This window comes from Geobacillus sp. YF-1, from assembly GCF_052692335.1.
This window is the reverse complement of the sequence record NZ_CP199850.1, coordinates 2,991,734-3,014,705: the sequence shown is the minus strand read 5'-3', so window position 1 is coordinate 3,014,705 and position 22,972 is coordinate 2,991,734. Positions and strand designations below refer to the sequence as shown.

Below are 22,972 nucleotides of genomic sequence, written 5' to 3'. Positions count from 1 at the left end.
CAAGCTAGACGATGACCAACGCTTTGTTTTGCCTTGTCAATTACATTAAATAGCAGGCAGCGCTCGGCAGAAAGCGTGGCATCGGGCGTTCAGAGCGAAAGGGGAGAGGATCGTGCCGCACTTTGTCTTAGAATACACGGCCAATCTCGGCGAAGAGGCCGATATTCGCGGCTTGCTTGAAAAAGTTCACCGTGTGCTGATCAAGCGGAGCGATTGGTTTCCCGTCGGCGGCATCCGCTCGCGCGCCATTCGGCTTGACGAGTACTATGTGGCTGACGGAGCCGAAGACGATGCGTTTGTGCACGGGACGCTGAAAATTGGCGCCGGGCGTCCGGAACAGGTGAAAAAAGAAGTCGGCGACGAGCTGTTTGCCGTGATGAAAGACCATTTCGCCCCGCTGTTTGCCAAACGCTATTTGGCGCTGTCGCTTGAGCTGTATGAATTCAGCGAGGCGGGGACGTATAAACACAACAACATTCATGCGCGTTATCGGGCGCAGCGGTGATGGGGGGAAACGAATGGCAGTGCAACCAAAAGTGCTTCATTATATCAATGGGCAGTTTGTGGAAGGGGCAGCCGGTCTGTATTTCACCAATATCAATCCGTTTACGAACGAACCGATCAATGAAGTGGCCGAAGGACGAAAGGAAGACATCGACGCGGCGGTCCGGGCGGCGAAAGAGGCGTTTGATCACGGGCCGTGGCGGACGATGCCGGTGGAGCAACGGCTTCGTTATCTGTTCCGCATCGCGGAGTTGATCGAACAGCGGGCGGACGACATCGCCTATTTAGAGGCGCTGGATACCGGCATTCCGATCAGCCAGGCGAAAAAACAGGCCGCCCGCGCGGCGGAAAACTTCCGCTTTTACGCGGAAATGGTGAAAACGCGCCTTGTCGGCGAAGCGTACCACGTCCATGGTCAGTTTGTAAACTACACCGTCCACAAGCCGGTCGGCGTGGCCGGGCTCATCACGCCGTGGAATACGCCGTTTATGCTCGAGACATGGAAAGTCGCTCCAGCGCTGGCGACTGGCAACACGGTCGTCTTGAAGCCGGCCGAATGGTCGCCATTGACGGCGAATCAACTGGCGGAAATCATCGATGAAGCCGGGCTGCCGCGCGGGGTGTTCAACGTCGTGCACGGGTTTGGCGAAACGGCGGGCGCCGCGTTGGTCGCCCATCCGGACGTACGCCTCATCTCATTTACCGGCGAGACGACGACCGGCATGGACATCATCCGCAACAGCGCCGCGACGTTGAAAAAAACATCGATGGAGCTTGGCGGCAAGTCGCCGCTCATCGTGTTTGCCGATGCGGATCTCGAACGGGCGCTTGATGCGGCCGTTTGGGGCGTATTTTCGCTCAATGGCGAGCGGTGCACGGCCAACTCGCGGCTTTTGCTCGAGCAGTCGATTTACGACGAATTTGTCGCCTGGCTGAAAGAGCGCGTCGACCGCATCGTCATCGGCGACCCGATGAACCCGGCGACCGAACTAGGGCCGCTTATTCACCGCGATCATTGGGAGCGAGTGAACCGCTATATAGACATCGCCAGGCAAGAAGGGGCGGACGTCTATGCCCCCAGTGTTCCGAACGGGTTGGAAAACGGCAATTTTGTGCCGCCGACGCTGTTGCTGAACTGCCATAACGGCATGAAGGTGGCGCAGGAAGAGATTTTCGGACCGGTGATGGCGGTCATGTCCTTTGCGGATGAAGAAGAGGCGATCCGGCTGGCGAACGATGTGAAATACGGATTGGCGGCATACGTCTGGACGAACGATCTAAAGCGCGGCCACCGCGTCGCCCAAGCGATCGAAAGCGGGATGGCATGGGTCAACTCGCCGAACGTCCGCGATTTGCGCATCCCGTTTGGCGGGACGAAATACAGCGGCATTGGCCGCGAAGGCGGGCATTACAGCTTTGATTTCTATACGGAAGTGCAGGTCGTCCACGTCGCGGTCGGTGACCCACCGATCCCCGCGTTCGGCAAGGGGGAGAAACGGACCACCTTGTCTGCCGAACAGGCATGACGACTAGTCAACCTATATGATCTAGTCTATGATAGACGTATGGGAACGAAGGCGAAAAACAAAACACAGTTGGCGTATGAGTATATGTTGTCCCGCATTGAAAGCGGCGTCTATGGTCCGGGATACCGCGTCGTCATCGACCAAATCGCCCGCGAGCTCGGGTTAAGCAGCATCCCGGTGCGCGAGGCGATCCGCCAGCTCGAGGCGGAAGGGCTTGTCGAGTTCAAGCCGTATGCCGGTGCTGTGGTCAGCACCATTAACGAAAACGAATATGTGGAGACGTTGTCCGTGCTGGCGGTTTTGGAAGGCTATGCGACCGCGCTTGGCTCCGCCAATTTGACGAAGGAGGCGATCAACGAGCTTGAGCGGTTGAACGAACGGATGGAGCGGGCGCTTGAAGAGCTGGAGCTGGAACGGTTCAGCGAACTGAACTACGAATTTCATTCTTTGATTTACGCCCATTGCGGCAACGCCTACCTTGAAGAGCAAATCAAGCAAATTTGGCAGCGGATGAAGCGCATCCGCTTGTACGGATTCACATTTGTTCCGCAGCGGGCGAAAGCATCGATCGAAGAGCATCGAGAGATCATCCGCCTGCTACGGGAACAGGCGCCGGCGCATGACATCGAACAATACGTCCGCCAGCATAAACTAAACACCGCCGAGGCGTTCAAGCGGCGGCGCTGACCACGATTCTGACCCAATGGATGGTTTTCGGCAGGCGCTCGAGAGAGGTGGTGCTGTTCTCCTATAGGGAGGTAAAGAAGGTGTCCCCATTCTTTTGGGGCACCTTCCAGAAGGATTTTGAAAACGTTATCAATAAGAAAGGGGGAAATCAACATGAAAAGGAGAATGTCTCTTTTCATGACAGCCTTGTTGTTCCTGTTCCTTGTCGCTTGTGGGAAGACAACGACATCTGGAAATGGAGGGGACGAAATCAAAATCGGCGCCATTTTCTCGGCCTCAGGTGGAGCGGCACCGCTCGGCAAGCCGGAGATGGAGACGGTCAAAATGCTTGTTAAGCAATGGAACGAGCAAGGCGGCATCAATGGAAAGAAAATCAAGCTGATCGCCTATGATGACAAGTCCGACCAAAACGAGGCCGTATTATCCGCGAAAAAACTCATCGAGCAAGACAACGTGACGGCCATCATCGGCGGCACCACCAGCGGGAACTCCTTAGCCATGATCCCACAAATCGAAAAGGCAGGCATTCCGTACATTTCCCTCGCAGCAAGCAAACAAATCGTCAATCCAAGCGATGGATCCTCACGTCATTGGACATTTAAAACCGCTCAAGGAGACAATATCGTCATCCAGAAGCTGCTTAGTTTTTTAAAAGAGAAAGGCTGGCTGAACGTCGCCTGGCTGAACGTCGCCAATGCATACGGAACGAGCGGACATGAAGAGTTTGTGCATTATGCCCCGGAATATGGGGTGAAAGCCGTCATCGAAGAGGAGTTTGAGGCGACGGTCGATGACGCGAAAGCGATGTTGACAAAGGTGAAAAAAGCGAATCCGCAAGCCATTATCGTATGGGGAACGGCGCAGGAATCGGCGGTCGTCACGAAAAACATCCGCCAGTTGGGCATTGCGGCGCCGATTGTGGAAAGCCACGGCATCGGCACGAAAAGCTTTATCGACTTGGCCGGTGAGGCGGCCAACGACGTATGGTTCCCCGCCGGGCGCATTTTAGTGGCGGACCAGCTTCCGGACAGCGATCCGCAAAAAGAAACGCTGCTAAAATACAAACAAGATTTTGAAAAAGCGTACGGCTATGGGCCGACCACCTTTGGCGGACATGCGTGGGATGCGTTTCACTTGTTGGCCAACGCGATCAAAGAAGGAGGCACTGAGAAAGAGAAAATACGGTCGGCTCTGGAGAATACAAGAAAATTTATCGGCATTTCAGGCGTTTTCCATATGTCAAAAGACGACCATACAGGGCTTGACGCCGACAGTTTAGTGATGGTGCAAATTCAGGATGGAAAGTTTGTGCTCGCGGAGCAGTAAACAGGGAATGAGGTCGCTAATTCCCTTTTGTTCCACCTAACCGTTGAAGGAGGGACGGGGCATGGAAGCGTGGAGCCAGTTTGTGCAGCTGTTGTTTTCTGGGCTGACAGTCGGCAGTATTTACGCGTTGGTGGCGCTCGGATTTGTCATTACGTACAGCGTGACCGGCATTTTAAATTTGGCTCAAGGCGATTTCGCCATGTTAGGGGCGCTGTTTTGCGTTACGCTCGTTAACAACGGAGTGCCGTTTGTGCTCGCGATTGGTCTCAGCATTGTGGCGGTGATGGCAATCGGCGCGCTGTTTGAGCGGCTGGCGATTCAGCCGGCGCGCCGATCGCCTGTCGCGGTGCTCATTATCATTACGATCGGCGCGTCGTTTGTATTCCGCGGGATTGCTCTGCTCGTTTGGGGGACGAATCCGTACGCGCTGCGCCCTTTTACGGGCCATGGGGCGCTTGAGGTGTTTGGAGCGGTCATCCAATGGCAAAGCGTCTGGGCGATCATCCTTTCGCTCGCGAGTTTTGCCGCCTTGCATCTGTTCTTTCACCGAACGTACATCGGCAAGGCGGTGGCCGCCTGCGTCATCAACCCGTTTGCCGCTCGGTTGATGGGGATTGACATCCGCAAAATGTCGCTTGGCGCGATTGCCGCCAGCGCTGGTCTGGGGGCGCTCGCGGGAATCGTCATCGCCCCGATTTCCGGCGCTTCTTATGATATGGGGATGATGATTGGGCTGAAGGCGTTTATTGCCGCTGTTGTCGGGGGATTGACGAACGCCCCGGCTGCGATTGCCGGCGCGTTTCTCGTCGGGCTGCTTGAATCATTTGCGGAAGGATACTTGTCCTCGGGATACAAAGAAGCGATCAGCTTTGGGCTGTTGCTGCTTGTGCTGTTTTTCATGCCGAACGGGCTGTTTGCCAAGATGACAGGAAAGCGAGTATAAGGGGGACGGATGGATGGAGCACGGTCAACGAATGACGGGTGGACGAAAACGATGGCTTTGGCTTGCCGGCGCAGCCGTTTGGCTCGGTCTCCCCTGGCTCGTTTTCGGCAATAACTACGTGCTAAGCACCCTTGTTCTCATCGGGCTGTATGCGCTCGTAGGCACAGGGATGACGCTGTTGATGGGGTATGCGGGCCAAATTTCGCTCGGCCAGGCGGCGTTTTACGGCATGGGGGCTTACACGTCCGCCTATTTGACGGCGCACGCAGGATGGCCGGCTTGGTTGGCGTTGGTTGCCGGTGCGGCATTGGCCGCTTTGGTGGCGCTCGTCGTCGGCATACCGGTTTTCCGGCTGCGTGAACATTATTTGGCGTTGGCGACGTTAGGCTTTGGCGTCATTATGTTTACATTCTTTAAAGAATGGAAAGGGATCACAGGAGGGCTGAATGGCTTTTTTGGCATCCCGCCGATCCGTATCGCCGGGATTCCGCTGCAAAGCGATTTCCAGTTTTACTACCTCGTTTCGTCGTTTGTTCTGGCCGGGGGATGGTTTGCCCGCAATGTTGTCCGCTCCCGGGTCGGAAGGGCGCTGCGGGCGATTCATGGAAGCGAAGTGGCGGCAAGCTCGCTTGGGGTGAACATTACGAAATACAAGCTGCAAATTTTTATGCTCAGCGCTGCTTACGCTTCGGTGGCGGGGAGCTTATACGCCCATTACGTTACGTTTATCAATCCGGACTTATTCGGCATCATTCCTTCGATTTACTTTTTAATCATGGTGATCATTGGCGGGACAGCCAGTGTATGGGGAGGACTCGTCGGCGCTGCCGTATATGTCTGCTTAGGAGAATGGCTCAAAGCGGTTGTTCCGTTGTTGTTGCCGAATGCCGGTGGAGAGTTTGAAATTGTCTTTTTTGGCTTGTTGCTCGTCATCATGTTGATTTACATGCCGAACGGGTTGACAGGTGTCGCGCCCAACGGATTGAGGCGGTGTTGGAAAACAAGTTGGCGTCAATCCGAGCGGGCGACGGCTGTCGACAGCCATAAGGCCCGTTCGATCGGAGGGGAGCAGGGATGAGCGCCATGTTGCTCGAAGTGGAGCAATTGTCGAAGTCATTTGGCGGCATTCAGGCGGTGCAGAACGTGTCTTTTTACGTAAAAAAAGAAGACATCGTCGCGGTGATCGGGCCGAACGGGGCAGGCAAAACGACCTTGTTCAATATGATCAGCGGCATTGTTCCTCCGACAAGTGGTCTCGTTCGTTTTCAAGGAGCCATAGTCAGCGGCAAACAACCGCACGAACTGGCGATGTTGGGAATGACAAGGACGTTTCAAAACTTGCAGCTGTTTGCCGATATGACGGTGTTGGAAAACGTGATGGTCGGACTTCATTCACGGTTGAAGAGCGGAATCGTGAGCGCCGGCTTTCGGCTGCCGCGTACGGTGAAAGAAGAAAAGCAAGCGCAGGAACAGGCGTTTTTCTGTCTCGAGCAGGTCGGTTTGGCCCATCTCGCCTGGGAGCGAGCAGGCACGCTGCCATATGGGATGCAGCGGCTTGTGGAAATCGCCCGCGCGGTTGTATCCCGTCCTTCGCTCATTTTGCTTGACGAGCCGATGGCCGGCTTGAACCCGCAAGAATCGAAGCAGCTCGTTGATGTGTTGCTGATGATGAGGGAACAAGGCTTTAGTTTTTTGTTCGTGGAACATGATATGGAAACGGTGATGGCGATCGCCGACCGGATCGTCGTCCTCGATTACGGCAAAAAAATCGCCGAAGGAGCGCCGGAAGAGATTGCGCGGCACCCTGACGTCATCAAGGCGTATTTGGGAGAGGAGGCGGTTTGATGCTGACGCTTCGCAACGTTCATGTCCACCACGGCCATTTGCACGTATTGAAAGGAATCGATTTGCACGTCGGCCAAGGAGAAATCGTGGCGATTGTCGGCGCCAACGGGGCGGGCAAAAGCACGCTGCTCGGCACGATGGCCGGCGTCTACGCTCCAACCGAAGGGGAGATTCTTTTTGAACAGAAGCCGCTTCCCTATGGAAAGGCGGAGAAAATCGTTGACCAGGGCATTTGCCTTGTGCCGGAGAGGCGGCAAATTTTTGACAGCTTGTCCGTGAAGGATAACTTGCTGCTCGGGGCGTATCGCCGTCACCGCCGCGATGGACAGGAAGTGAAGCGCGACTATGAGCGGGTGCTTGAACTGTTCCCGAAACTGCAAACGATGCTCGACCGTCCGGGAGGACTATTAAGCGGCGGCGAGCAGCAAATGCTGGCGATCGCCCGCGGGCTGATGGCGAGACCGAAGCTGCTTTTGCTTGACGAACCGTCGTTAGGGCTGGCTCCGCTTGTGGTCAAGGAAGTGATGGGGATGCTGACGCAGCTCTGCGATCAATTTCAGACGTCCATGATTCTCGTCGAGCAAAACGTGCGGGCTGCGCTGCAGATCGCGGATGAGGCGTATGTGTTGGAACGCGGTCAGATCGTGATGCACGGAAAGGCCGCCGAGTTGCTTGCCGATGAGCGGGTGGCCGAAGCGTACCTTGGAGCGGCAGGCCGCCGATGACAGCTGGATACCGTCGTTGTTTCTTTCCTTTGTTTCTGCTATGATGGGGGTAGATTTGCCTGCATCCTGGCATGAATAGGAGCAAAATGCCGGGCGAAGCGGCCGGACTGTGGAAACATCAAGAAGGAAAAGCCGCCTACACGCCAGTGGAAGGCACAGGATGGCTGATCATGAAAAGGGAAGGACGGGAGAACGGATGGATGATCGGATGTTTCGCAGAGCGATGGGAAAATTTGCGACCGGTGTGACGGTCGTGACGACGGAATTTCAAGGGGAAGTGAAAGGGATGACGGCGAATGCGTTTATGTCCGTTTCACTCGATCCGAAGCTGGTCGTCGTCTCGATTGGGCATAAAGCGCGGATGCACGATATCGTCAAGCAGACGGGGAAATTTGCCGTCAACATTTTGCGCCGCGATCAGGAAGAGCTGTCGCGCTTGTTTGCCGGCCAGTTGAAAGAAGAGCGCCCCGTTTCGTTTGAGTGGGTGAACGGCCATCCGCTTTTACCGGAGGCGTTGGCGAATATTTTATGCAATGTCCACAGCGCGCACGTCGCTGGCGATCATACGTTGTATTTTGGCGAAGTCACCGATATTATCATGAAAGACGAACCGGGCGATCCGCTCTTGTTTTTCGAGGGCCAATATCGAAGCATTGGTCAGTAAAAACGCGGACAGGGTTCAAGTGACTTTTCCAAGTTTTTCTGCCAATATCGAAGCATCGGCCAGAAAATAGCCTATTCGGCGGCAGCCTCAGCTATAGAAACCGCGCCATCGGGGCGCCGGTGAGGAAGCGGAGTGCCGCTCGCTGCCAAACACGGATCAGCCAAGGAAAAGAGGACGTCTCCACTATGAGACGCCCTCTTTTTGTGTTATGGTTTCAATACATCATGATCGACGTACCGTTCGCCGTTCAACTCGCTGATGACGTTAATGGCGACTTTTGCCCCATCGCCCGCGGTGATGATCGTATGGACGCTGACGCCTGCCACGGTGCCGGCTGCCCAAATGCCGTCGATGTTCGTTTTGCCGTTGGTGTCGACGTCAATCACTGTTTTAATGCGCGGCTCCGTGCCCGGTTTTGTGCGCAGGCCGATTTTTTCCGCGAGGTCGGTGGCGACGCCAGTGGCGAAAATGACGTGTTTCGCCTCATAGGAGCCGCTGTCCGTTTCGAGGCGGAAACCGCTGTCTGTTTTTTGCACGTTCGTCACTTGCGTTTCCACCAATTCGGCACCGAATTTGGCTGCTTGCCGTTTTCCCGTTTCGACCAAGTCCGGTCCGCTGATTTCCGGAACACCGTAATGGTTTTCCACCCAAGCGCGCTTTGTCATGCCTTTGTCGTTGTCAAACAACACCGTTTTCTTTCCGGCTTTGGCGGCGAAGATCGCGGCGCTCGCTCCCGCCGGGCCAGCACCGATAATGGCGATATCGTACATGGCTGCTTCCTCCTTTGTTTGAATATTGGGACTACCTTTACTGTAGCATAGATGGAAACAGAGTCCAAATCATCTGCTTTTATTTTAAATTAATTATTATTTTATATTGAATTTAAATTAGTCTTTGACTATAATAAAAGTAACGCGATGGAAAAGGGGAGAAGACCGATTGAACAAGACGATCATTTGCCAACAATGCGGCCAGCCGTTGCGGCGGTTGAAGCATTCATGGCTTTGCCAATGCGGAATGAAAATCGTTCTTCATCGATGAAGCGGGAAGGCTGCCTGAGCCGGCTGTCGGGCTGTTTTGGGAGGCGGATTCAAACCCGCGGGTCCTCTTCATCGATGCGACAACGGGTGAAGAGCAGGGAGGGGACAAGACTTTTCTATTTGAGAAATTGGCATACCCACTTCCATGATCGTCCTTTTGGAAAAACGGTGAACAACGCCGATCCTCCGGAAGTCGATGAGGTTGGATGAGAAGCCACCCCGTGGTTGATTAAGTTTTTTTCAATTGAACAAGCCATCTATGAATGCAATCCCCCTTTTTTAGAGAAAAACGCGAAACCGGCGAAGCGCCGGTTTTTTTCTGTCTTGATGGAGAGGAAGGGCGAATATATACAAAGTAACCCCCCATTTTTCATAAGGTTGGTGCCGGTTATGCATGATAAGCCCGATTTTGGAAAGCAGTTGGCCGCGTTTTACCGTGCGATGGCTGAGTGGGTGGAACAAAAGCGCAGTCATATGCCGCAGGTGTTCCATGAGGAAAGCCGGGATCAGCTGCTCGCTTATATCTACGCGCGGGAGCATATGCCTGCCGATGTAAGAGAGACGCTGGCGGAGTACGGATGGCGGTTAGAAGGACAGGAAGGCCATTTTCTTGACGTGCTGGAACGGATATTGGCTTGTTGGCATCTGCCTACACAAAGCGGGCAAGCATGGCAAAAAGTGACGAAAACAAGAGCGCACGAGCTCATTCGCCAACGGGCTGCTGCGGTGTTGGGAAGTTCTTCTTCCGATCGGCCAACTCGCATCATGGTAACGATGGATGCTGCATGGGTCGATGAACCTGGACTGATTGAACGGTTGCTTCTTTGTGGAATGGACATCGCCCGCATTAATTGTGCTTACAGCTCACCGGACACATGGGAGGCATTGATCGCGATCATTCGCCAGACAGAGAGAATGCTGGCTCCGCAGGGAAGGCGATGCCGCATCTATATGGATTTGCCGGGTCCAAAAGTTCGAATTGACCGTTTGGCGGTTCAGGACGGGCCGATGAAGCTAACAGTGAAAGAAAATCAATACGGTGAGTCCGCCGAGCCGAGTCATTGACCGGCCTCCTTTCGTTTTCTGCCGTTCCACCGTTGTCTTCGCTGCCGCGCGAAGTTTCCTTCGTTTGGAAGTTGACGGCAGACGATGAGGAGACAGTCGCAGAAGGGGATGAGCTGCTTTTTACCGACGTGCGCGGCAAAAAGCGGTCGTTGCAGGTGATGAGATCGATCGCTCCGTCTTGCTTTGTCGTTCGTCTTTTCCAGACGGCATACGTCCAAAGCGGAATGAAATTGCGACGCGGATCGACTTCTTTCACGCTTTCTTCTGCTTTGTGTCTGCCTAAACGCGCGCTCGTTACAGCTGGCACACCGTTGCATATTTATTTCCACGAAGCGGCGCTCTTCTCCACGTCTAGTGACCATGGAGTGAAACTGACGACAACGTTGCCGAAGGCGTGGCGTAACGTACGGGCCGGGGACCGTCTGTATTTCAATGATGGCCGTATTACGGCGCGGGTTATCAAGGTAGGGGAGGGGCATGTAGAAGCCAAAGTCATTGCCGATGGCGGAAAACGGAAGGCGATCAAGCAAGGGACGGGCATCCATCTTCCTGATTCTTTCTCCCATTTGGCGGTTCCACCGCTCACTGACCGCGATTTGGAATGGCTCCCGTTCATCGCCAAATGGGCCGACATCGTCGGTTTGTCGTTTGTTCAGGCTCCGCACGATGTGCGGAAGCTCCACGGTTTGCTGGCCGAGCAGGGCGCCGGTTCTTTGCCGGTGATTGCCAAAATTGAAACGCGCGCGGCGCTGCACCAGTTTGTCCGTATTTTGCTTGAGGGACTGAAGCTGCCGGCGTTCGGAGTGATGATCGCCCGCGGCGACTTGGCGCTGGAGATCGGATTTGAACATCTCGCTGCTATGCAATGTGAGATGTTGTCGCTCTGCCGGGCGGCCCACATCCCGGTCATTTGGGCGACACAAGTGTTGGAACAAATGGCGAAAAAAGGGGTTCCGTCGCGCCCGGAACTTTCGGATGTGTTTCTCGGTAAGCAGGCGCAATGTATCATGTTAAACAAAGGAGCGCATATCGCTGAAGCGGTCCGCTTATTGGCGTTTTTGCTTGCAAACGAAGACAGCCACATCGGGCATTGGACGGACCGGCTCTCGTCTTTGGAGTAAACGGCCTTTGGTAAACGACCTAGGAGGTCGGTGAAAAACGGCTGCTACGAGCAAATCAGCGACATGTCGCCAAAAAAGAAGGCTGATTTCGCTAGACTTTTCTAACTGATAAATAGATGGAATAGCAGTATTTTGTACTAAATCACCGCCCTTCTAGGAGGTCGGTGATTTACTTGCTCACCCGCTTTTCGGAATCGTTTCTCAAGTAGAAAAAACTTGTTCCATCAGCCCTGATATTGATCAAGGCAAACAGTAGTTTTTCACCAACCTTCTTGAAGAAGTATCCGGTACTTTCCATTGCTTATGATCTGAAAGAGTTGTTTCGGGATTTTTACCGAACCGATGGATATAACGAAGCAAAGGAACACTCGGAAGAAAGGATTCAGTTAGCCAAAAAGAGCCCTTTTGCTTCTTTTCAGGAAGTAGCCAACACGCTTGAAAGGTGGAAGGAGCCGATGCTTTCCTACTTTTTGTGCCCCTATACCAATGCCCGAATCGAGGGAACGAATCACAAGATCAAAAACATCAAACGCCGGGCATATGGCTATCGAAATCGGGAACGGTTTCGTTTGCGTGTATTTCTGGAGTGTACGGGGAACACTACAGGTAGTCAGGTTGCCTAAACGTTCCCTTCTTCCGCTATCGGTATGATCGTTGGTAGAATGGAACCCGTCAAGGAAAGCACTTGACTGCCTCCATTCTACCAACTTCATGATCTGTATGCGGAAGAAGGATCCTAACTGATGAACCTATTTCATCCAGCTAACATGTTTCGAGGATTGATCGGAAATAACATAAAATGGTAAATTACCCAAAAAATTAAATAAGTTTTATATAGTAAAATTTTGATTACGTAAAGTATTATATACCAACCTGAAAATTAAAGTAGTATCCCGCACCGTTAAGAATGTCGGAGACTTTCTTTAAAAAGTCCTTGCAGTTGTCAGGAAATGGGTTTTTAAAATAAATTTTTATTTCGAATTCTCTTTCTTTTGCGTCCTCATATACAGAATAAATTTCTCCGCTTTCGATAAAACGTAAGTATACATTTATCTTTTCTTGTAGGAGTAACAAATGTTCCTCTTCATTTTCCCATTCGAGAGAATCAATAATTCCCAAGGTTACAATTCCTTTTTCCCTATTTAAGCTAATAACGTCAATTTCGTTTGTATTCTGTAAAGGCATTTATCCTCACCCCACTATTATTTTTTGCGAATAATCTCTATTTTCGTCGGGGAAATTTTAGTTCCACCATTATAAGGTGTTTTTCCTTTTCCCACAACTATAGCCCCTGATTGTTCAATCTCAGGGAAAGCTTTCTTTTGATTTTTTGTTAGTGGTGCTGTTGAAGAAGCTTTACATTCTATACATCGTATCTGTCCTGTTTGACTATTTGTAGAAATAATATCAATTCTCGTTTTAACCCCACTTTTGGTTTTAACAGTTATTTGTTGTCTTACATTATTAGCAGGTTCTGAGGATATTTTATTAATAACTTCCTGTTCAAAAGCATCTCCTTTAGCTTTGTTTTGTTTCGCTTGTGAACTCCCCGTCCCCTTAACCGCTTTCTCCGAAACCCCTTCACCCCGGCTCATTCGCTGGTACAGTTCGTTCGCGTGTTGGACGAAGTGGGAGCTTCCTGTGGTCGCTAAATCGGCTCCATGAGCGGCTCCCATAGCCGCGATGGCAGTGGCTGGGGCTCCGACCGCCGCTCCTACTCCGGTGCCGCTAAGGGCGATTCCGGCTGCGGTTAAAGGGATGGCCCCGGCTGTTTTGACTACTCCGGCTACAGTCGATACCGCGTGTCCCGTCATTTGTCCCCATCCGTAGGCGACGGGATGCGGACTGTGATAAGGACGGTGTGCCAGATTGTATGTCCCGTCCTGTAAAGCCGCCTCTCCCGCTCCTTTCACAAACTCCACTGTGCTTTCACTTTTTTATACCTTAAATGTAAACCTAATTATAAATATGGTTTACAAAATAGAAGCCGTTCCGATAAAATAGAAGCAATAATGGGAGAGGAGGGGAAAGATGCACATTCGTTCCTGGATTTGGGCGGCGCTGTTTGCGGCGTTGACGGCCGTGGGCGGAATGATCAAAATTCCGGTGCCGTATGTGCCGTTTACGTTGCAAATCGCTGCGGTGTACTTGGCCGCGTGCTTGCTTGGGCCGAAAATCGGTGCGCTCAGCCAGCTGTTGTACGTGTTGGTCGGATTGGCGGGGGTACCGGTGTTTGCTGAAGGGGGAGGGCTCGGTTACATCTGGAAGCCCACTTTCGGCTATTTGCTTGGATTTATCGCTGGGGCGTACACAAGCGGATGGCTGATCGAACGTTTTCGTTGGACGAAAGGGGGGCAATTGTTTGCCGCCAATCTTGCTGCCTTGGTCGTCGTGTATTTATGCGGGGGCCTTTGGTTGTACGGCGCGATGAAATGGATCGTGGAAAAACCGTTGACCATTGGGCAAACGATTTGGTTTGGCGTGTTGCTTCCGATTCCTGGGGATCTCATTCTTTGTGCGGCCTGTTCGCTTGTCGCTGCGCGTGTTTGGCCTCGCGTTCGGCCGGTCATGACAACAGAGCGGTTAGGGGGATGATCAACGATGGGAACGGCGTTGTTCATAACGGGAACAGGGACTGAAATCGGCAAGTCGGTCGTGACATCATTGATCGCGTTGGCGCTAGAGCGTCTTGGTTGTTCAACTTGCGTGTTCAAGCCGGTCCAAACCGGGATGGCTGACGATGGAATTTCGTTTGCCGAGCAGCATTGGTATCAACAAGTAGTTCAGCTTTCGCGTTTTGAAGGAATGTACCGCATGGAGCCGGCGATGTCCCCGCATTTGGCAGCGGCGCTGACCGGCACTTCTATCGAGCCTGAGCGGATCGCTGAACGGTTGGCAGCGCTGCGGCAACGCTATGATGTCGTGCTTGTTGAAGGAGCGGGGGGACTGGCCGTTCCGTGGTGCGAGCGCGGCGGACGATGGTACATGACGAGCGATTTTGTTCGTGACTATGAGCTGCCGGCGATTCTCGTGTCGCTCTCAAGTCTCGGTGCGATTCACCACGCGGTGACGACGGCGGCGTATGCGGACGCACAACACATTCGTTTGCTCGGTCTTGTGTTCAATCAGTTTCAGGAGCGAGAGATCATCCATCAAAACAATGTCGAAACGATCGCCGCTTTGCTGCGGTTGCCGGTGCTGGCGACGGTGCCGCGCCTGCCGACGGTATCTAGAGCGGAGCTGGAATCTTTAGCGGTCCAATGGATCGAACAAGGAAAGGCGAAACAACTGCTGGAGGTGCTGGGCGTTGGTGTATAGTTATGCGCAATTGGAACAATGGGACAAACAATATGTTTGGCACCCGTTCACGCAAATGAAGCAGTACGTCAACGAGCGGCCGCTCATCATTGAGCGCGGAAAAGGCAGCTATTTATATGATGTGAACGGTCGCCGCTATCTGGATGGGTATGCATCGCTTTGGGTCAATGTCCACGGCCATAACGATCCGGAGCTGAATGCGGCGCTTTCTGAGCAATTGGAGAAGATCGCCCATTCGACATTGCTTGGTTCGGCGAATGTGCCGTCGATTTTGTTGGCCAAACGGCTGCTTGAATATTGGCCGCACATGTCAAAAGTGTTTTATTCCGATACCGGGGCGGCCGCGGTGGAAATTGCCCTCAAAATCGCTTATCAATATTGGAAAAACCTCGATCCGGTTCGGTATGCGACGAAAAACAAGTTTGTCTCATTGAAAGAAGCGTACCATGGCGATACGGTCGGAGCGGTGAGCGTTGGCGGCATGGAGACGTTCCACCGCATTTTCGCACCGCTCCTGTTTGAGCGAATCGAAGTGCCGGCGCCGTATGTGTATCGCATGGAGGAGTACGGAAGCGAACAAGACGTTGTCCGCCATTGTTTGAATGAGTTGGAACGTGTGCTTGCCAGCCAGCACGAACACATTGCCGCCGTTATTGTCGAACCGCTCGTTCAAGGGGCGGCGGGAATCATTGTTCATCCGCGCGGGTTTTTGAAAGGAGTGGAGGCGCTTTGCCGCCAATACGGGACGCTCCTTATTTGCGACGAGGTCGCCGTTGGTTTTGGCCGCACCGGAACGATGTTCGCTTGCGAACAAGAAGAGGTCGCCCCCGATCTTGTCTGTCTCGGCAAAGGGATTACCGGGGGATATTTGCCGCTCGCGGCAACGCTCGTCACTGAAGAGGTGTATGCGGCGTTTCTCGGCGATGTGGAGGAAGACAAAACGTTTTACCACGGCCATACATACACGGGGAATCAACTGAGTTGTTCCGTGGCGTTAAAAAATATCGAGCTCATTGAAGCGCGCGGCTTGCTTGACGATGTGCAGCGAAAAGCGCGCCGCCTAGCTGGTTGGCTTGAGCGGCTGTATGACATCCCGATCGTTGGCGACATTCGGCAAAAAGGGTTGATGTGCGGTATTGAAATCGTGAAAAACCGACGAACGAAAGAAGTGTTTCCGCGCGCCGCGATGTTGGAACATCGGATCATTCTTGAGGCGCGCCGAAGAGGGCTTGTCATTCGCCCGCTCGGCCCGGTGTTGACATTCATTCCGGTTCTGGCGATGAGCGAAGCGGAAATGGAGGAGGCGGTGCGCATTTTGTACGATTCGATCGTCTGTTTGTACGAGCAAGCGCGGGCGGAGCTTGGCTGAGCGGGCGTCGGGTGGGATCCGGACGGCCTAGCATGGCGCCGCTAGGCTGAACGACTTTTCCCTTCGCTGACTCATTTCGCTTGTTCGGGTTCCCTCCGTTTGCGCTCGTTTTCGAATGCATGAGGATGTCCGAAAAAGGCTAGGACATCCTCTTCGGTTATATATACGTGCTGACTGCTTCGGCCGCACGATATGTGGTGCCTATCTCAAAGGCGGACAACCTTTTGGGGCAGCCCGATGGAAGGGGGCATGACGCTTCCTAGCCCTGTTTCGCCAACCACCCCAGCAGTGTCGCTCCTGCGTTTCCTCTGTTCACTCAGCGAACGGGGGAAACAGCGGTTTTTCACCTGCCCCCTAGCAGGTTGGTGAAAACCTCTGTTTGCCTTGATCGGCGATGGAACGCGTGAACATAGAGGCTGATGCAACAAGGTTTTGCAAATGGAACATTGTAAAGCCATAAACAAGATGAAATCGCCTGCCTCCTAGGTACTAGCCTAGGCAGCGGGCGATTTTCCTGCATACAGTGGGACTAAAGCGAGTGAAAGGAGGAAGGCGAATGAGTCATTTTCAGGTGGCCGATGAGCGCATTTGGCGTCCGTGGTGGTTTTGGCGGCCGTATGGGTTCCCGTTTTTTGGCGCTCCTTTTTTTAGTGGGTTTTTAGGGGGCCTGCTCGGCAGCGCGTTGTTCCCGCCGTTTTTCTATCCGTATTGGTATGGCCCGATTTGGTGGTAAGAAAATGAAAAGGGGTGGGCGGACGGCCCACCCGCTTTTTTGTTCGGTACATATGAATAAAGTAAAGCCTTCCATTCCGTAATGAAAGGAGAGGAACACGATGCCGTTTCCAGGATTGCTGTTTGGTGCCCCGTTTGTCGGCGGATTTTTGGGCGGTCTGCTCGGCGGCGCCTTGGCTCCGCGCCCGTTTTACCCGTACCCGCCTTATCCTCCGTATCCCGGCTGGTGGTATTAAGCAAACGATGCCAGAGGGGGTGTCCCAAAATGATCGGGACACCCTCTCTCATCGCCAGATAAGTAGCCGCTCCTCTGTCACACTTTGTGTCTTTCTTGAGGGGAGATCGCCGTTGGCGCCCCTGGTTGTCGCTAGTTATCGCCGCTGAAAGTCACATGGCGTTGGCGAGGTGTGGGGATGTCCCGGTTGTGCTTGGACATCCCCCCGTTTCGGTCACTATTGCATTGGCTGGGAGGAATGCGGCAGCTGGCTCCGATATCCTTGAAACTGCTGGTACGTTTGCTGAAGCTTTTGGGCATCGGTCGCTTCGAGCTTGTACCACCCTTTTTTAAACATGAGTTCGTACAGCTCGCGTTGACAGTTTTGCGTTTCCGTAAAAATATTCATCATATCCTGATATAATGCTTGATGGCTTGCTTCATGCAAAAAGACGCTGTACGACAAGGTCATGTATTTTTCCGTCGCGAGCATATCGTTTAAAAAATCCCGCTCGTTCATTTGCGGCGTTTTCGGAACGGGCGTTTCCGGATTTTGCACTTGTTTTGTGTTCATTCGTTCTGCCTCCTTTCACATCACCGGTGGCTGCGGCGGATTTTGCAAGTGGCGCAAAATCATGTCATAATGGCGCTCGTGCATTTGCCCGGCGCGCTCGATCGCCTGCGCCACTTCAGGATCGCGGCATTGCGCGGCGAAAAAGTGCGCTTTTTTCGCCGCCAGCAAGTTCCATGACATCATGTCGGCAAAATACATCGCGTCTTTCGTTGACACCATCTGCGGCGGTGCGGGCATCGCCGCCTGTGGATTCATTTGCGGCTGTTGCTGCATCTTCGTTTCGCTCCTTTCTCCTTCATTCGCTTTTTAGCGTGTCCGGTGTGTGGAAAATTATGCACATATAAAACATGAATGGCGAAGAAAAAACATATTCAATTGGTCGGAAACGTGGTACAATAATCATGGTGAATGCGTTTCCATACAAGGGGGCTTGCAATGGTGGAGCAGCTGATGCGAGATATGTTCTTGTTTCTGTCCAAAAATAAAACGTTGACGAAGCTGGCGAAGCGATACGGCCTCCGCTTCGGCGCTTCCAGATTTGTCGCCGGTGAGACGATCGACGAAGCGGTGCGCGTCATCCGCCAGTTGAACGAAAAAGGCTTGGCGGTGACGGTCGATTATTTAGGCGAGTTTGTCGACAATGAGCGGGAAGCGAATGAGATGGCGCGCCATTGCTTGGAAGCGATCGAGGCGATCAGCCGGGAGAAGCTGAATTCGCAGCTGTCGTTGAAAATGACCTCGATGGGGCTAGATATTTCCGATGAGCTCGTGATGCGCAACATGCGCCGCATTTTGGACGCAGCGAAAGAGCGCGGCGTGTTTGTGACGATTGACATGGAAGATTATTCGCGCTGCCAGAAGACGCTCGACATTTTTAAAACGTTGAAAAAAGAATACGACAACGTCGGCACGGTGCTGCAGGCGTATTTGTATCGGACGGAACAAGACATTGAAGATTTAAAGCCGTACCGCCCGAACTTGCGGCTTGTCAAAGGGGCGTACAAAGAACCGCCCGAGGTGGCGTTTCCAGACAAAAAGGATGTGGATGAGAATTTTAAAAAGATCATCAAGCAACATTTGCTTAACGGTAACTATACGGCGGTGGCGACGCATGACGATGCCATCATCGAATATACGAAACAGCTCGTCAAGGAATACAACATTCCAAACAGCCAATTTGAGTTTCAAATGTTGTATGGCATCCGACCCGAGCGACAAATCGAGCTGGCGCGCGAAGGATATACGATGCGCGTCTACGTTCCGTATGGCACGGACTGGTACGGCTACTTTATGCGCCGGCTGGCTGAGCGGCCGGCCAACGTGGCGTTTGTCATCAAAGGAATCATCCGCAAATAAGAGAGGCTGGCGCATCGGCGTCAGCCTTCTTGCATGTTGTGCTTTTTGTACTGCTGGTTTTGGCTTGTCCGTTTGCCCCCGCCATCCGCTTCTACGGTCGGACCGGCGTTGCCTTTGACGCTCGCGGCGCTGACCCCGCGTTCGGACGGGTTCTTTTTCAAGCGGGCCATCGCGGTTCACCTCCTCGTTCTTAGTATGAGCCAGCTGTTTGCGGACGATGTGAGAAAAATGTGCGGCAAATAGGTTGCGAAAATTACTAACATACTATATATTTAGTTATAGATAGCGGTTTCAACGATATTTTTTTTCACAAAAAATGAATGACGATTCATTCAATGGTGTAAGGGGGAACCGAAATGGCAAAACGCATTCGGCGCGCCGCGGTGCTAGGGTCCGGCGTCATGGGGGCCGGCATTGCCGCCCATTTGGCGAACGTCGGCATTCCGACGTTGCTGCTGGACATCGTGCCGCGCGAGTTGACGAAAGAGGAAGAGGCAAAAGGTTGGACGCTCGAGCATAAACAAGTGCGCAACCGCCTCGTTAATCAGGCGCTCGAGCGGCTGCTCAAGCAAAAACCGGCGCCGCTCATGTCCAAAGACAACATCGCTTTAATTGAAACGGGCAACTTCGAGGATGACTTCCACCGGCTCGCGGAAGTCGATTGGATCATTGAAGCGGTCGTGGAAAAGCTGGAAGTGAAAAAAGAAGTCTTCGCCCGTGTGGACGAGGTGCGGACGCCGGGGACGATCGTCAGCTCGAACACGTCCGGCATCTCGATCGCCGCGATGGCCGAAGGGCGGTCGGAAGACTTCCGGAAACACTTTTTAGGCACGCATTTCTTCAACCCGCCGCGCTATTTGAAGCTGCTGGAGATCATCCCGACGGAGCATACCGATCCGGCTGTGGTCGCCTATATGAAATCGTTCGGCGAAGACGTGCTCGGCAAAGGCGTCGTGCTGGCGAAAGATACGCCGAACTTCATCGCCAACCGGATCGGCACGTACGGACTGCTTGTTACCGTCCGCCAGATGATGGAAGGCGGCTATAGCGTCGGTGAAGTCGATTCGGTGACCGGGCCGCTCATCGGCCGGCCGAAAAGCGCGACGTTCCGCACGCTTGACGTCGTCGGGCTCGATACGTTTGTCCATGTCGCCAACAACGTATATGAAAACGTCGAAGGGGAAGAAAAAGAGGCGTTCCGCGTGCCGGAGTTTATGAAAACGATGCTTGACAACGGCTGGCTCGGCAGCAAATCCGGACAAGGCTTTTTCCTCAAGCAAGGAAAAGACATTCTCGAGCTGAACTACGTCACGATGCAGTACGAGCCGCGCAAAAAGCTGGTCACCCCGGCGGTGGAGATGGCGAAGCAGGCGAAAGGAACGGCCGCCAAGCTGCAAGCGCTCGTCTATGCCGACGGCGACCGCGCCGGCACGCTTCTATGGAACATCATCGCGCCGACGCTTCTATATACGGCCGGGCTTGTCGGGGAGATCGCCGACGACATCGTCGCGATCGACCGGGCGATGAAGTGGGGTTTCGGCTGGGAGCAAGGTCCGTTTGAGCTATGGGATGCGATCGGCCTTGAAAAATCGGTGCGCAAAATGCAGGCGGAAGGGCGCGACATCCCGGCGTGGATTACGGACATGCTCGCCGACGGAGCGACCTCGTTCTATCAAACGAAAAACGGCCAGCTGTTCTATTATGCGCCGGGCGGATATAAAACAGTAGAAGAAAGCGAAAAAGTCATCCACATCCGCCGGCTGAAAGAAACGCGCGGGGTCATCAAGAAAAACGCCGGCGCAAGCCTCATCGACCTCGGCGATGACGTGGCGCTTTTGGAGTTCCATTCGCCGAACAACGCGATCGGCGCGGACATCGTTTTCATGATCAACGAGGCGCTTGAGGAAGTGAACCGCAATTACAAAGGGTTGGTCATCGGCAACCAAAGGAAAAACTTCTGCGTTGGCGCGAACTTGGCGATGATGCTCATGGAAGCGCAAGACGAAAACTTTTTTGAATTGGAACTTGCCGTTCGCCAGTTCCAGCAAGCGCTTCTTCGCATGAAATACAATCCGAAACCGGTCGTCGTCGCGCCGTTTGCCATGACGCTCGGCGGCGGGGCGGAAGTGAGCTTGGCGGCTTCGCGCATCCAAGCGGCGGCGGAAACATACCTCGGGCTCGTTGAAGTCGGCGTCGGCTTGATTCCGGGCGGCGGTGGCAACAAGGAGCTGTACATCAAACGGTTGAACAGCCTGCCGCGCGGCGTGGACGTCGACTACGTCAAGATTGCGGCTGGCGTGTTTGAAACGATCGCCATGGCGAAAGTGTCAACATCAGCGGCCGAAGCGCGCGAGCTTGGCTTCTTGAATCACCGCGACGGCATTACGATGAACGGCGACTATCTTTTGCATGAAGCGAAACAGGCTGTGCTCTCGCTGTATGAGGAAGGATACCGGCCGCCTGTAAGGAAGAAAGTGCCGGTGGCCGGCGAAAGCGGCTATGCGGCCATGCTGCTGGGCGCGCAGTCGATGTTCCATTCCGGCTACATCAGCGAGCACGATTTGAAAATCGCGAAAAAGTTGGCGTACGTCCTCTCGGGCGGCAACGTGCCGTATGGAACGGAAGTCGATGAGCAATATTTGCTCGATTTGGAGCGCGAGGCGTTTTTGAGCCTGATCGGCGAACCGAAGACGCAAGCGCGCATGCAGCATATGCTTGTGAAAGGAAAACCGCTCCGCAACTAACGCGGGGACGATCAAGGGGGGATCGGCGTGAGAGAAGCGGTCATTGTCGCAGGAGCGCGGACACCGGTCGGCAAAGCGAAAAAAGGAACGCTCGCCCATGTGCGGCCGGACGATTTAGGGGCGCTCGTCGTCAAAGAGACGTTGAAACGGGCAGGAAATTATGAAGGAAACATCGATGATCTCATTATCGGCTGCGCCATGCCGGAGGCGGAGCAAGGCTTGAACATCGCCCGCAACATCGGCGCGCTCGCCGGGCTGCCGTATACGGTGCCGGCGATCACGATCAACCGGTATTGCTCGTCCGGCTTGCAGGCGATCGCCTACGCGGCGGAACGGGTCATGCTCGGCCATTCCGACACGGTCATCGCCGGCGGGGTCGAATCGATGAGCATGGTGCCGATGATGGGCCATGTCGTCCGCCCCAATGCCCGCTTGGCGGAAGAAGCGCCGGAATATTACATGTCAATGGGGCACACGGCTGAGCAAGTGGCGAAAAAATACGGCGTGAGCCGCGAAGATCAAGACGCGTTCGCGGTGCGCAGCCATCAGCGCGCCGCCAAGGCGATTGCGGAAGGCAAGTTCAACGAGGAAATCGTGCCGGTGGAAGTGGCGGTGCGCAAAGTCGAAAACAACAAACTCGTCGAAGAAACCGTCGTCTTTGCGCAAGATGAGGGCGTGCGTCCGGACACGAACATGGAGACGCTCGCAAAACTGCGCCCGGCGTTTGCGGTCAACGGCACGGTCACGGCCGGCAACGCGTCGCAAATGAGCGACGGGGCGGCGGCAGTGATGGTGATGGACCGTGAAAAAGCGGAGTCGCTCGGCTTGAAGCCGCTCGGCAAGTTCCGGTCCTTTGCGGTCGCCGGCGTGCCGCCGGAAGTGATGGGCATCGGCCCGATCGCCGCGGTGCCGAAAGCGTTGAAGCTCGCCGGCTTGGAACTGTCCGACATCGGTTTGATCGAGTTGAACGAAGCGTTCGCCTCGCAATCGATCCAAGTCATCCGCGAACTTGGGTTGGATGAGGACATCGTCAACGTCAACGGCGGGGCGATTGCGCTCGGCCACCCGCTCGGCTGCACGGGTGCGAAGCTGACGTTGTCTTTGCTTTACGAAATGCGGCGCCGCAACGTGCAGTTCGGCATCGTCACGATGTGCATCGGCGGCGGCATGGGCGCAGCCGGCGTGTTTGAACTGCTGTAGCGGATGGACGGCCGTGGCC

23 protein-coding genes and 2 pseudogenes are annotated in these 22,972 nt (G+C 54.0%); 19 read left to right on the top strand and 6 right to left on the bottom strand.

Translation table 11 applies throughout. From position 1 onward, the window contains the following. The first annotated feature begins 112 nt into the window (after positions 1-112). The 9 genes from ACTVIM_RS14985 (at position 113) to ACTVIM_RS14945 (ending at position 8,220) form a co-directional block, all read left to right on the top strand. The gene (locus tag ACTVIM_RS14985) at positions 113-505 is read left to right on the top strand and encodes a 5-carboxymethyl-2-hydroxymuconate Delta-isomerase (RefSeq protein WP_033020439.1); all 393 of its coding nucleotides are present in this window, start codon (positions 113-115) and stop codon (positions 503-505) included. 13 nt (positions 506-518) lie between these two features. Continuing rightward, entirely contained in the window at positions 519-2,030 is a 1,512-nt protein-coding gene (gene hpaE, locus ACTVIM_RS14980; protein ID WP_445613041.1) for a 5-carboxymethyl-2-hydroxymuconate semialdehyde dehydrogenase, read from the top strand. Between the two features lie 39 nt (positions 2,031-2,069). After that, entirely contained in the window at positions 2,070-2,717 is a 648-nt protein-coding gene (locus ACTVIM_RS14975) for a GntR family transcriptional regulator (RefSeq protein WP_445613040.1), read from the top strand. A gap of 153 nt (positions 2,718-2,870) precedes the next feature. Continuing rightward, on the top strand, positions 2,871-4,043 hold the full coding sequence (locus ACTVIM_RS14970; RefSeq protein ID WP_445613039.1) for an ABC transporter substrate-binding protein: 1,173 nt from the start codon (positions 2,871-2,873) through the stop codon (positions 4,041-4,043). A 61-nt stretch (positions 4,044-4,104) separates the two neighbouring features. Beyond that, positions 4,105-4,986, top strand: a complete 882-nt coding sequence (locus tag ACTVIM_RS14965) for a branched-chain amino acid ABC transporter permease (RefSeq protein ID WP_445613038.1) — start codon at positions 4,105-4,107, stop codon at positions 4,984-4,986. A 13-nt stretch (positions 4,987-4,999) separates the two neighbouring features. After that, positions 5,000-6,064: a branched-chain amino acid ABC transporter permease gene (locus ACTVIM_RS14960; RefSeq protein WP_445613037.1), complete on the top strand. Its 1,065-nt coding sequence runs from the start codon at positions 5,000-5,002 to the stop codon at positions 6,062-6,064. After that, entirely contained in the window at positions 6,061-6,831 is a 771-nt protein-coding gene (locus ACTVIM_RS14955; protein WP_445613036.1) for an ABC transporter ATP-binding protein, read from the top strand. Before ACTVIM_RS14960 ends, ACTVIM_RS14955 begins: the two co-directional genes overlap by 4 nt. Next, complete coding sequence (locus ACTVIM_RS14950; protein WP_445613035.1) at positions 6,831-7,556, top strand: ABC transporter ATP-binding protein; 726 nt, start codon at positions 6,831-6,833, stop codon at positions 7,554-7,556. The genes ACTVIM_RS14955 and ACTVIM_RS14950 overlap by 1 nt, the downstream gene beginning before the upstream one ends. Before the next feature lie 196 nt (positions 7,557-7,752). After that, positions 7,753-8,220, top strand: a complete 468-nt coding sequence (locus ACTVIM_RS14945; protein WP_033020425.1) for a flavin reductase family protein — start codon at positions 7,753-7,755, stop codon at positions 8,218-8,220. A 206-nt stretch (positions 8,221-8,426) separates the two neighbouring features. Here ACTVIM_RS14945 and ACTVIM_RS14940 read toward each other — a convergent pair whose 3' ends face one another. Further along, the gene (locus ACTVIM_RS14940) at positions 8,427-8,990 is read right to left on the bottom strand and encodes an FAD-dependent oxidoreductase (protein WP_033020424.1); all 564 of its coding nucleotides are present in this window, start codon (positions 8,988-8,990) and stop codon (positions 8,427-8,429) included. Positions 8,991-9,587: 597 nt separating this feature from the next. On the opposite strand from ACTVIM_RS14940, the pseudogene ACTVIM_RS14935 reads away from it, so the two are divergent. Both ACTVIM_RS14935 and ACTVIM_RS14930 read left to right on the top strand, forming a co-directional pair. Next, positions 9,588-11,446: pseudogene (locus ACTVIM_RS14935) on the top strand (pyruvate kinase). Positions 11,447-11,718: 272 nt separating this feature from the next. Then, positions 11,719-12,069, top strand: a pseudogene (locus ACTVIM_RS14930) (ISL3 family transposase); the annotation flags it as partial. Between the two features lie 238 nt (positions 12,070-12,307). Here ACTVIM_RS14930 and ACTVIM_RS14925 read toward each other — a convergent pair. Together ACTVIM_RS14925 and ACTVIM_RS14920 are read right to left on the bottom strand one after the other, a co-directional pair. Beyond that, complete coding sequence (locus ACTVIM_RS14925) at positions 12,308-12,631, bottom strand: DUF6572 domain-containing protein (protein WP_033843646.1); 324 nt, start codon at positions 12,629-12,631, stop codon at positions 12,308-12,310. A 17-nt stretch (positions 12,632-12,648) separates the two neighbouring features. Next, positions 12,649-13,368: a hypothetical protein gene (locus ACTVIM_RS14920; RefSeq protein WP_445613034.1), complete on the bottom strand. Its 720-nt coding sequence runs from the start codon at positions 13,366-13,368 to the stop codon at positions 12,649-12,651. Between the two features lie 109 nt (positions 13,369-13,477). Between ACTVIM_RS14920 and ACTVIM_RS14915 the strand changes: the two genes are divergently transcribed. The 5 genes from ACTVIM_RS14915 (at position 13,478) to ACTVIM_RS14895 (ending at position 17,101) form a co-directional block, all read left to right on the top strand. After that, entirely contained in the window at positions 13,478-14,041 is a 564-nt protein-coding gene (locus ACTVIM_RS14915; protein ID WP_033018537.1) for a biotin transporter BioY, read from the top strand. A gap of 6 nt (positions 14,042-14,047) precedes the next feature. Continuing rightward, positions 14,048-14,764, top strand: a complete 717-nt coding sequence (gene bioD / locus ACTVIM_RS14910; protein ID WP_445613033.1) for a dethiobiotin synthase — start codon at positions 14,048-14,050, stop codon at positions 14,762-14,764. Next, positions 14,754-16,133, top strand: a complete 1,380-nt coding sequence (gene bioA, locus ACTVIM_RS14905; protein WP_445613032.1) for an adenosylmethionine--8-amino-7-oxononanoate transaminase — start codon at positions 14,754-14,756, stop codon at positions 16,131-16,133. Before bioD ends, bioA begins: the two co-directional genes overlap by 11 nt. Positions 16,134-16,689: 556 nt before the next feature. Then, a complete protein-coding gene (locus tag ACTVIM_RS14900; RefSeq protein ID WP_165570910.1) occupies positions 16,690-16,866 on the top strand; it encodes a hypothetical protein in 177 nt (58 codons plus the stop codon). A 100-nt stretch (positions 16,867-16,966) separates the two neighbouring features. Then, positions 16,967-17,101: a hypothetical protein gene (locus ACTVIM_RS14895; protein WP_255358742.1), complete on the top strand. Its 135-nt coding sequence runs from the start codon at positions 16,967-16,969 to the stop codon at positions 17,099-17,101. A gap of 216 nt (positions 17,102-17,317) precedes the next feature. Here the strand turns inward: ACTVIM_RS14895 and ACTVIM_RS14890 are convergent, their stop codons facing one another. Continuing rightward, a complete protein-coding gene (locus tag ACTVIM_RS14890) occupies positions 17,318-17,653 on the bottom strand; it encodes a spore coat protein (RefSeq protein WP_445613031.1) in 336 nt (111 codons plus the stop codon). Between the two features lie 15 nt (positions 17,654-17,668). Further along, positions 17,669-17,926: a hypothetical protein gene (locus ACTVIM_RS14885; RefSeq protein ID WP_033018548.1), complete on the bottom strand. Its 258-nt coding sequence runs from the start codon at positions 17,924-17,926 to the stop codon at positions 17,669-17,671. A 165-nt stretch (positions 17,927-18,091) separates the two neighbouring features. Here ACTVIM_RS14885 and ACTVIM_RS14880 point away from each other — a divergent pair, with 165 nt between their 5' ends. After that, complete coding sequence (locus ACTVIM_RS14880) at positions 18,092-19,009, top strand: proline dehydrogenase family protein (protein WP_033018587.1); 918 nt, start codon at positions 18,092-18,094, stop codon at positions 19,007-19,009. Positions 19,010-19,029: 20 nt separating this feature from the next. Here ACTVIM_RS14880 and ACTVIM_RS14875 read toward each other — a convergent pair whose 3' ends face one another. Further along, the gene (locus tag ACTVIM_RS14875; protein ID WP_081897172.1) at positions 19,030-19,179 is read right to left on the bottom strand and encodes a YuzL family protein; all 150 of its coding nucleotides are present in this window, start codon (positions 19,177-19,179) and stop codon (positions 19,030-19,032) included. Positions 19,180-19,365: 186 nt separating this feature from the next. Here ACTVIM_RS14875 and ACTVIM_RS14870 point away from each other — a divergent pair, with 186 nt between their 5' ends. Beyond that, a complete protein-coding gene (locus tag ACTVIM_RS14870) occupies positions 19,366-21,753 on the top strand; it encodes a 3-hydroxyacyl-CoA dehydrogenase NAD-binding domain-containing protein (protein WP_445613030.1) in 2,388 nt (795 codons plus the stop codon). A 27-nt stretch (positions 21,754-21,780) separates the two neighbouring features. Further along, positions 21,781-22,953, top strand: a complete 1,173-nt coding sequence (locus tag ACTVIM_RS14865; protein ID WP_445613029.1) for an acetyl-CoA C-acetyltransferase — start codon at positions 21,781-21,783, stop codon at positions 22,951-22,953. Positions 22,954-22,972: the final 19 nt, after the last annotated feature.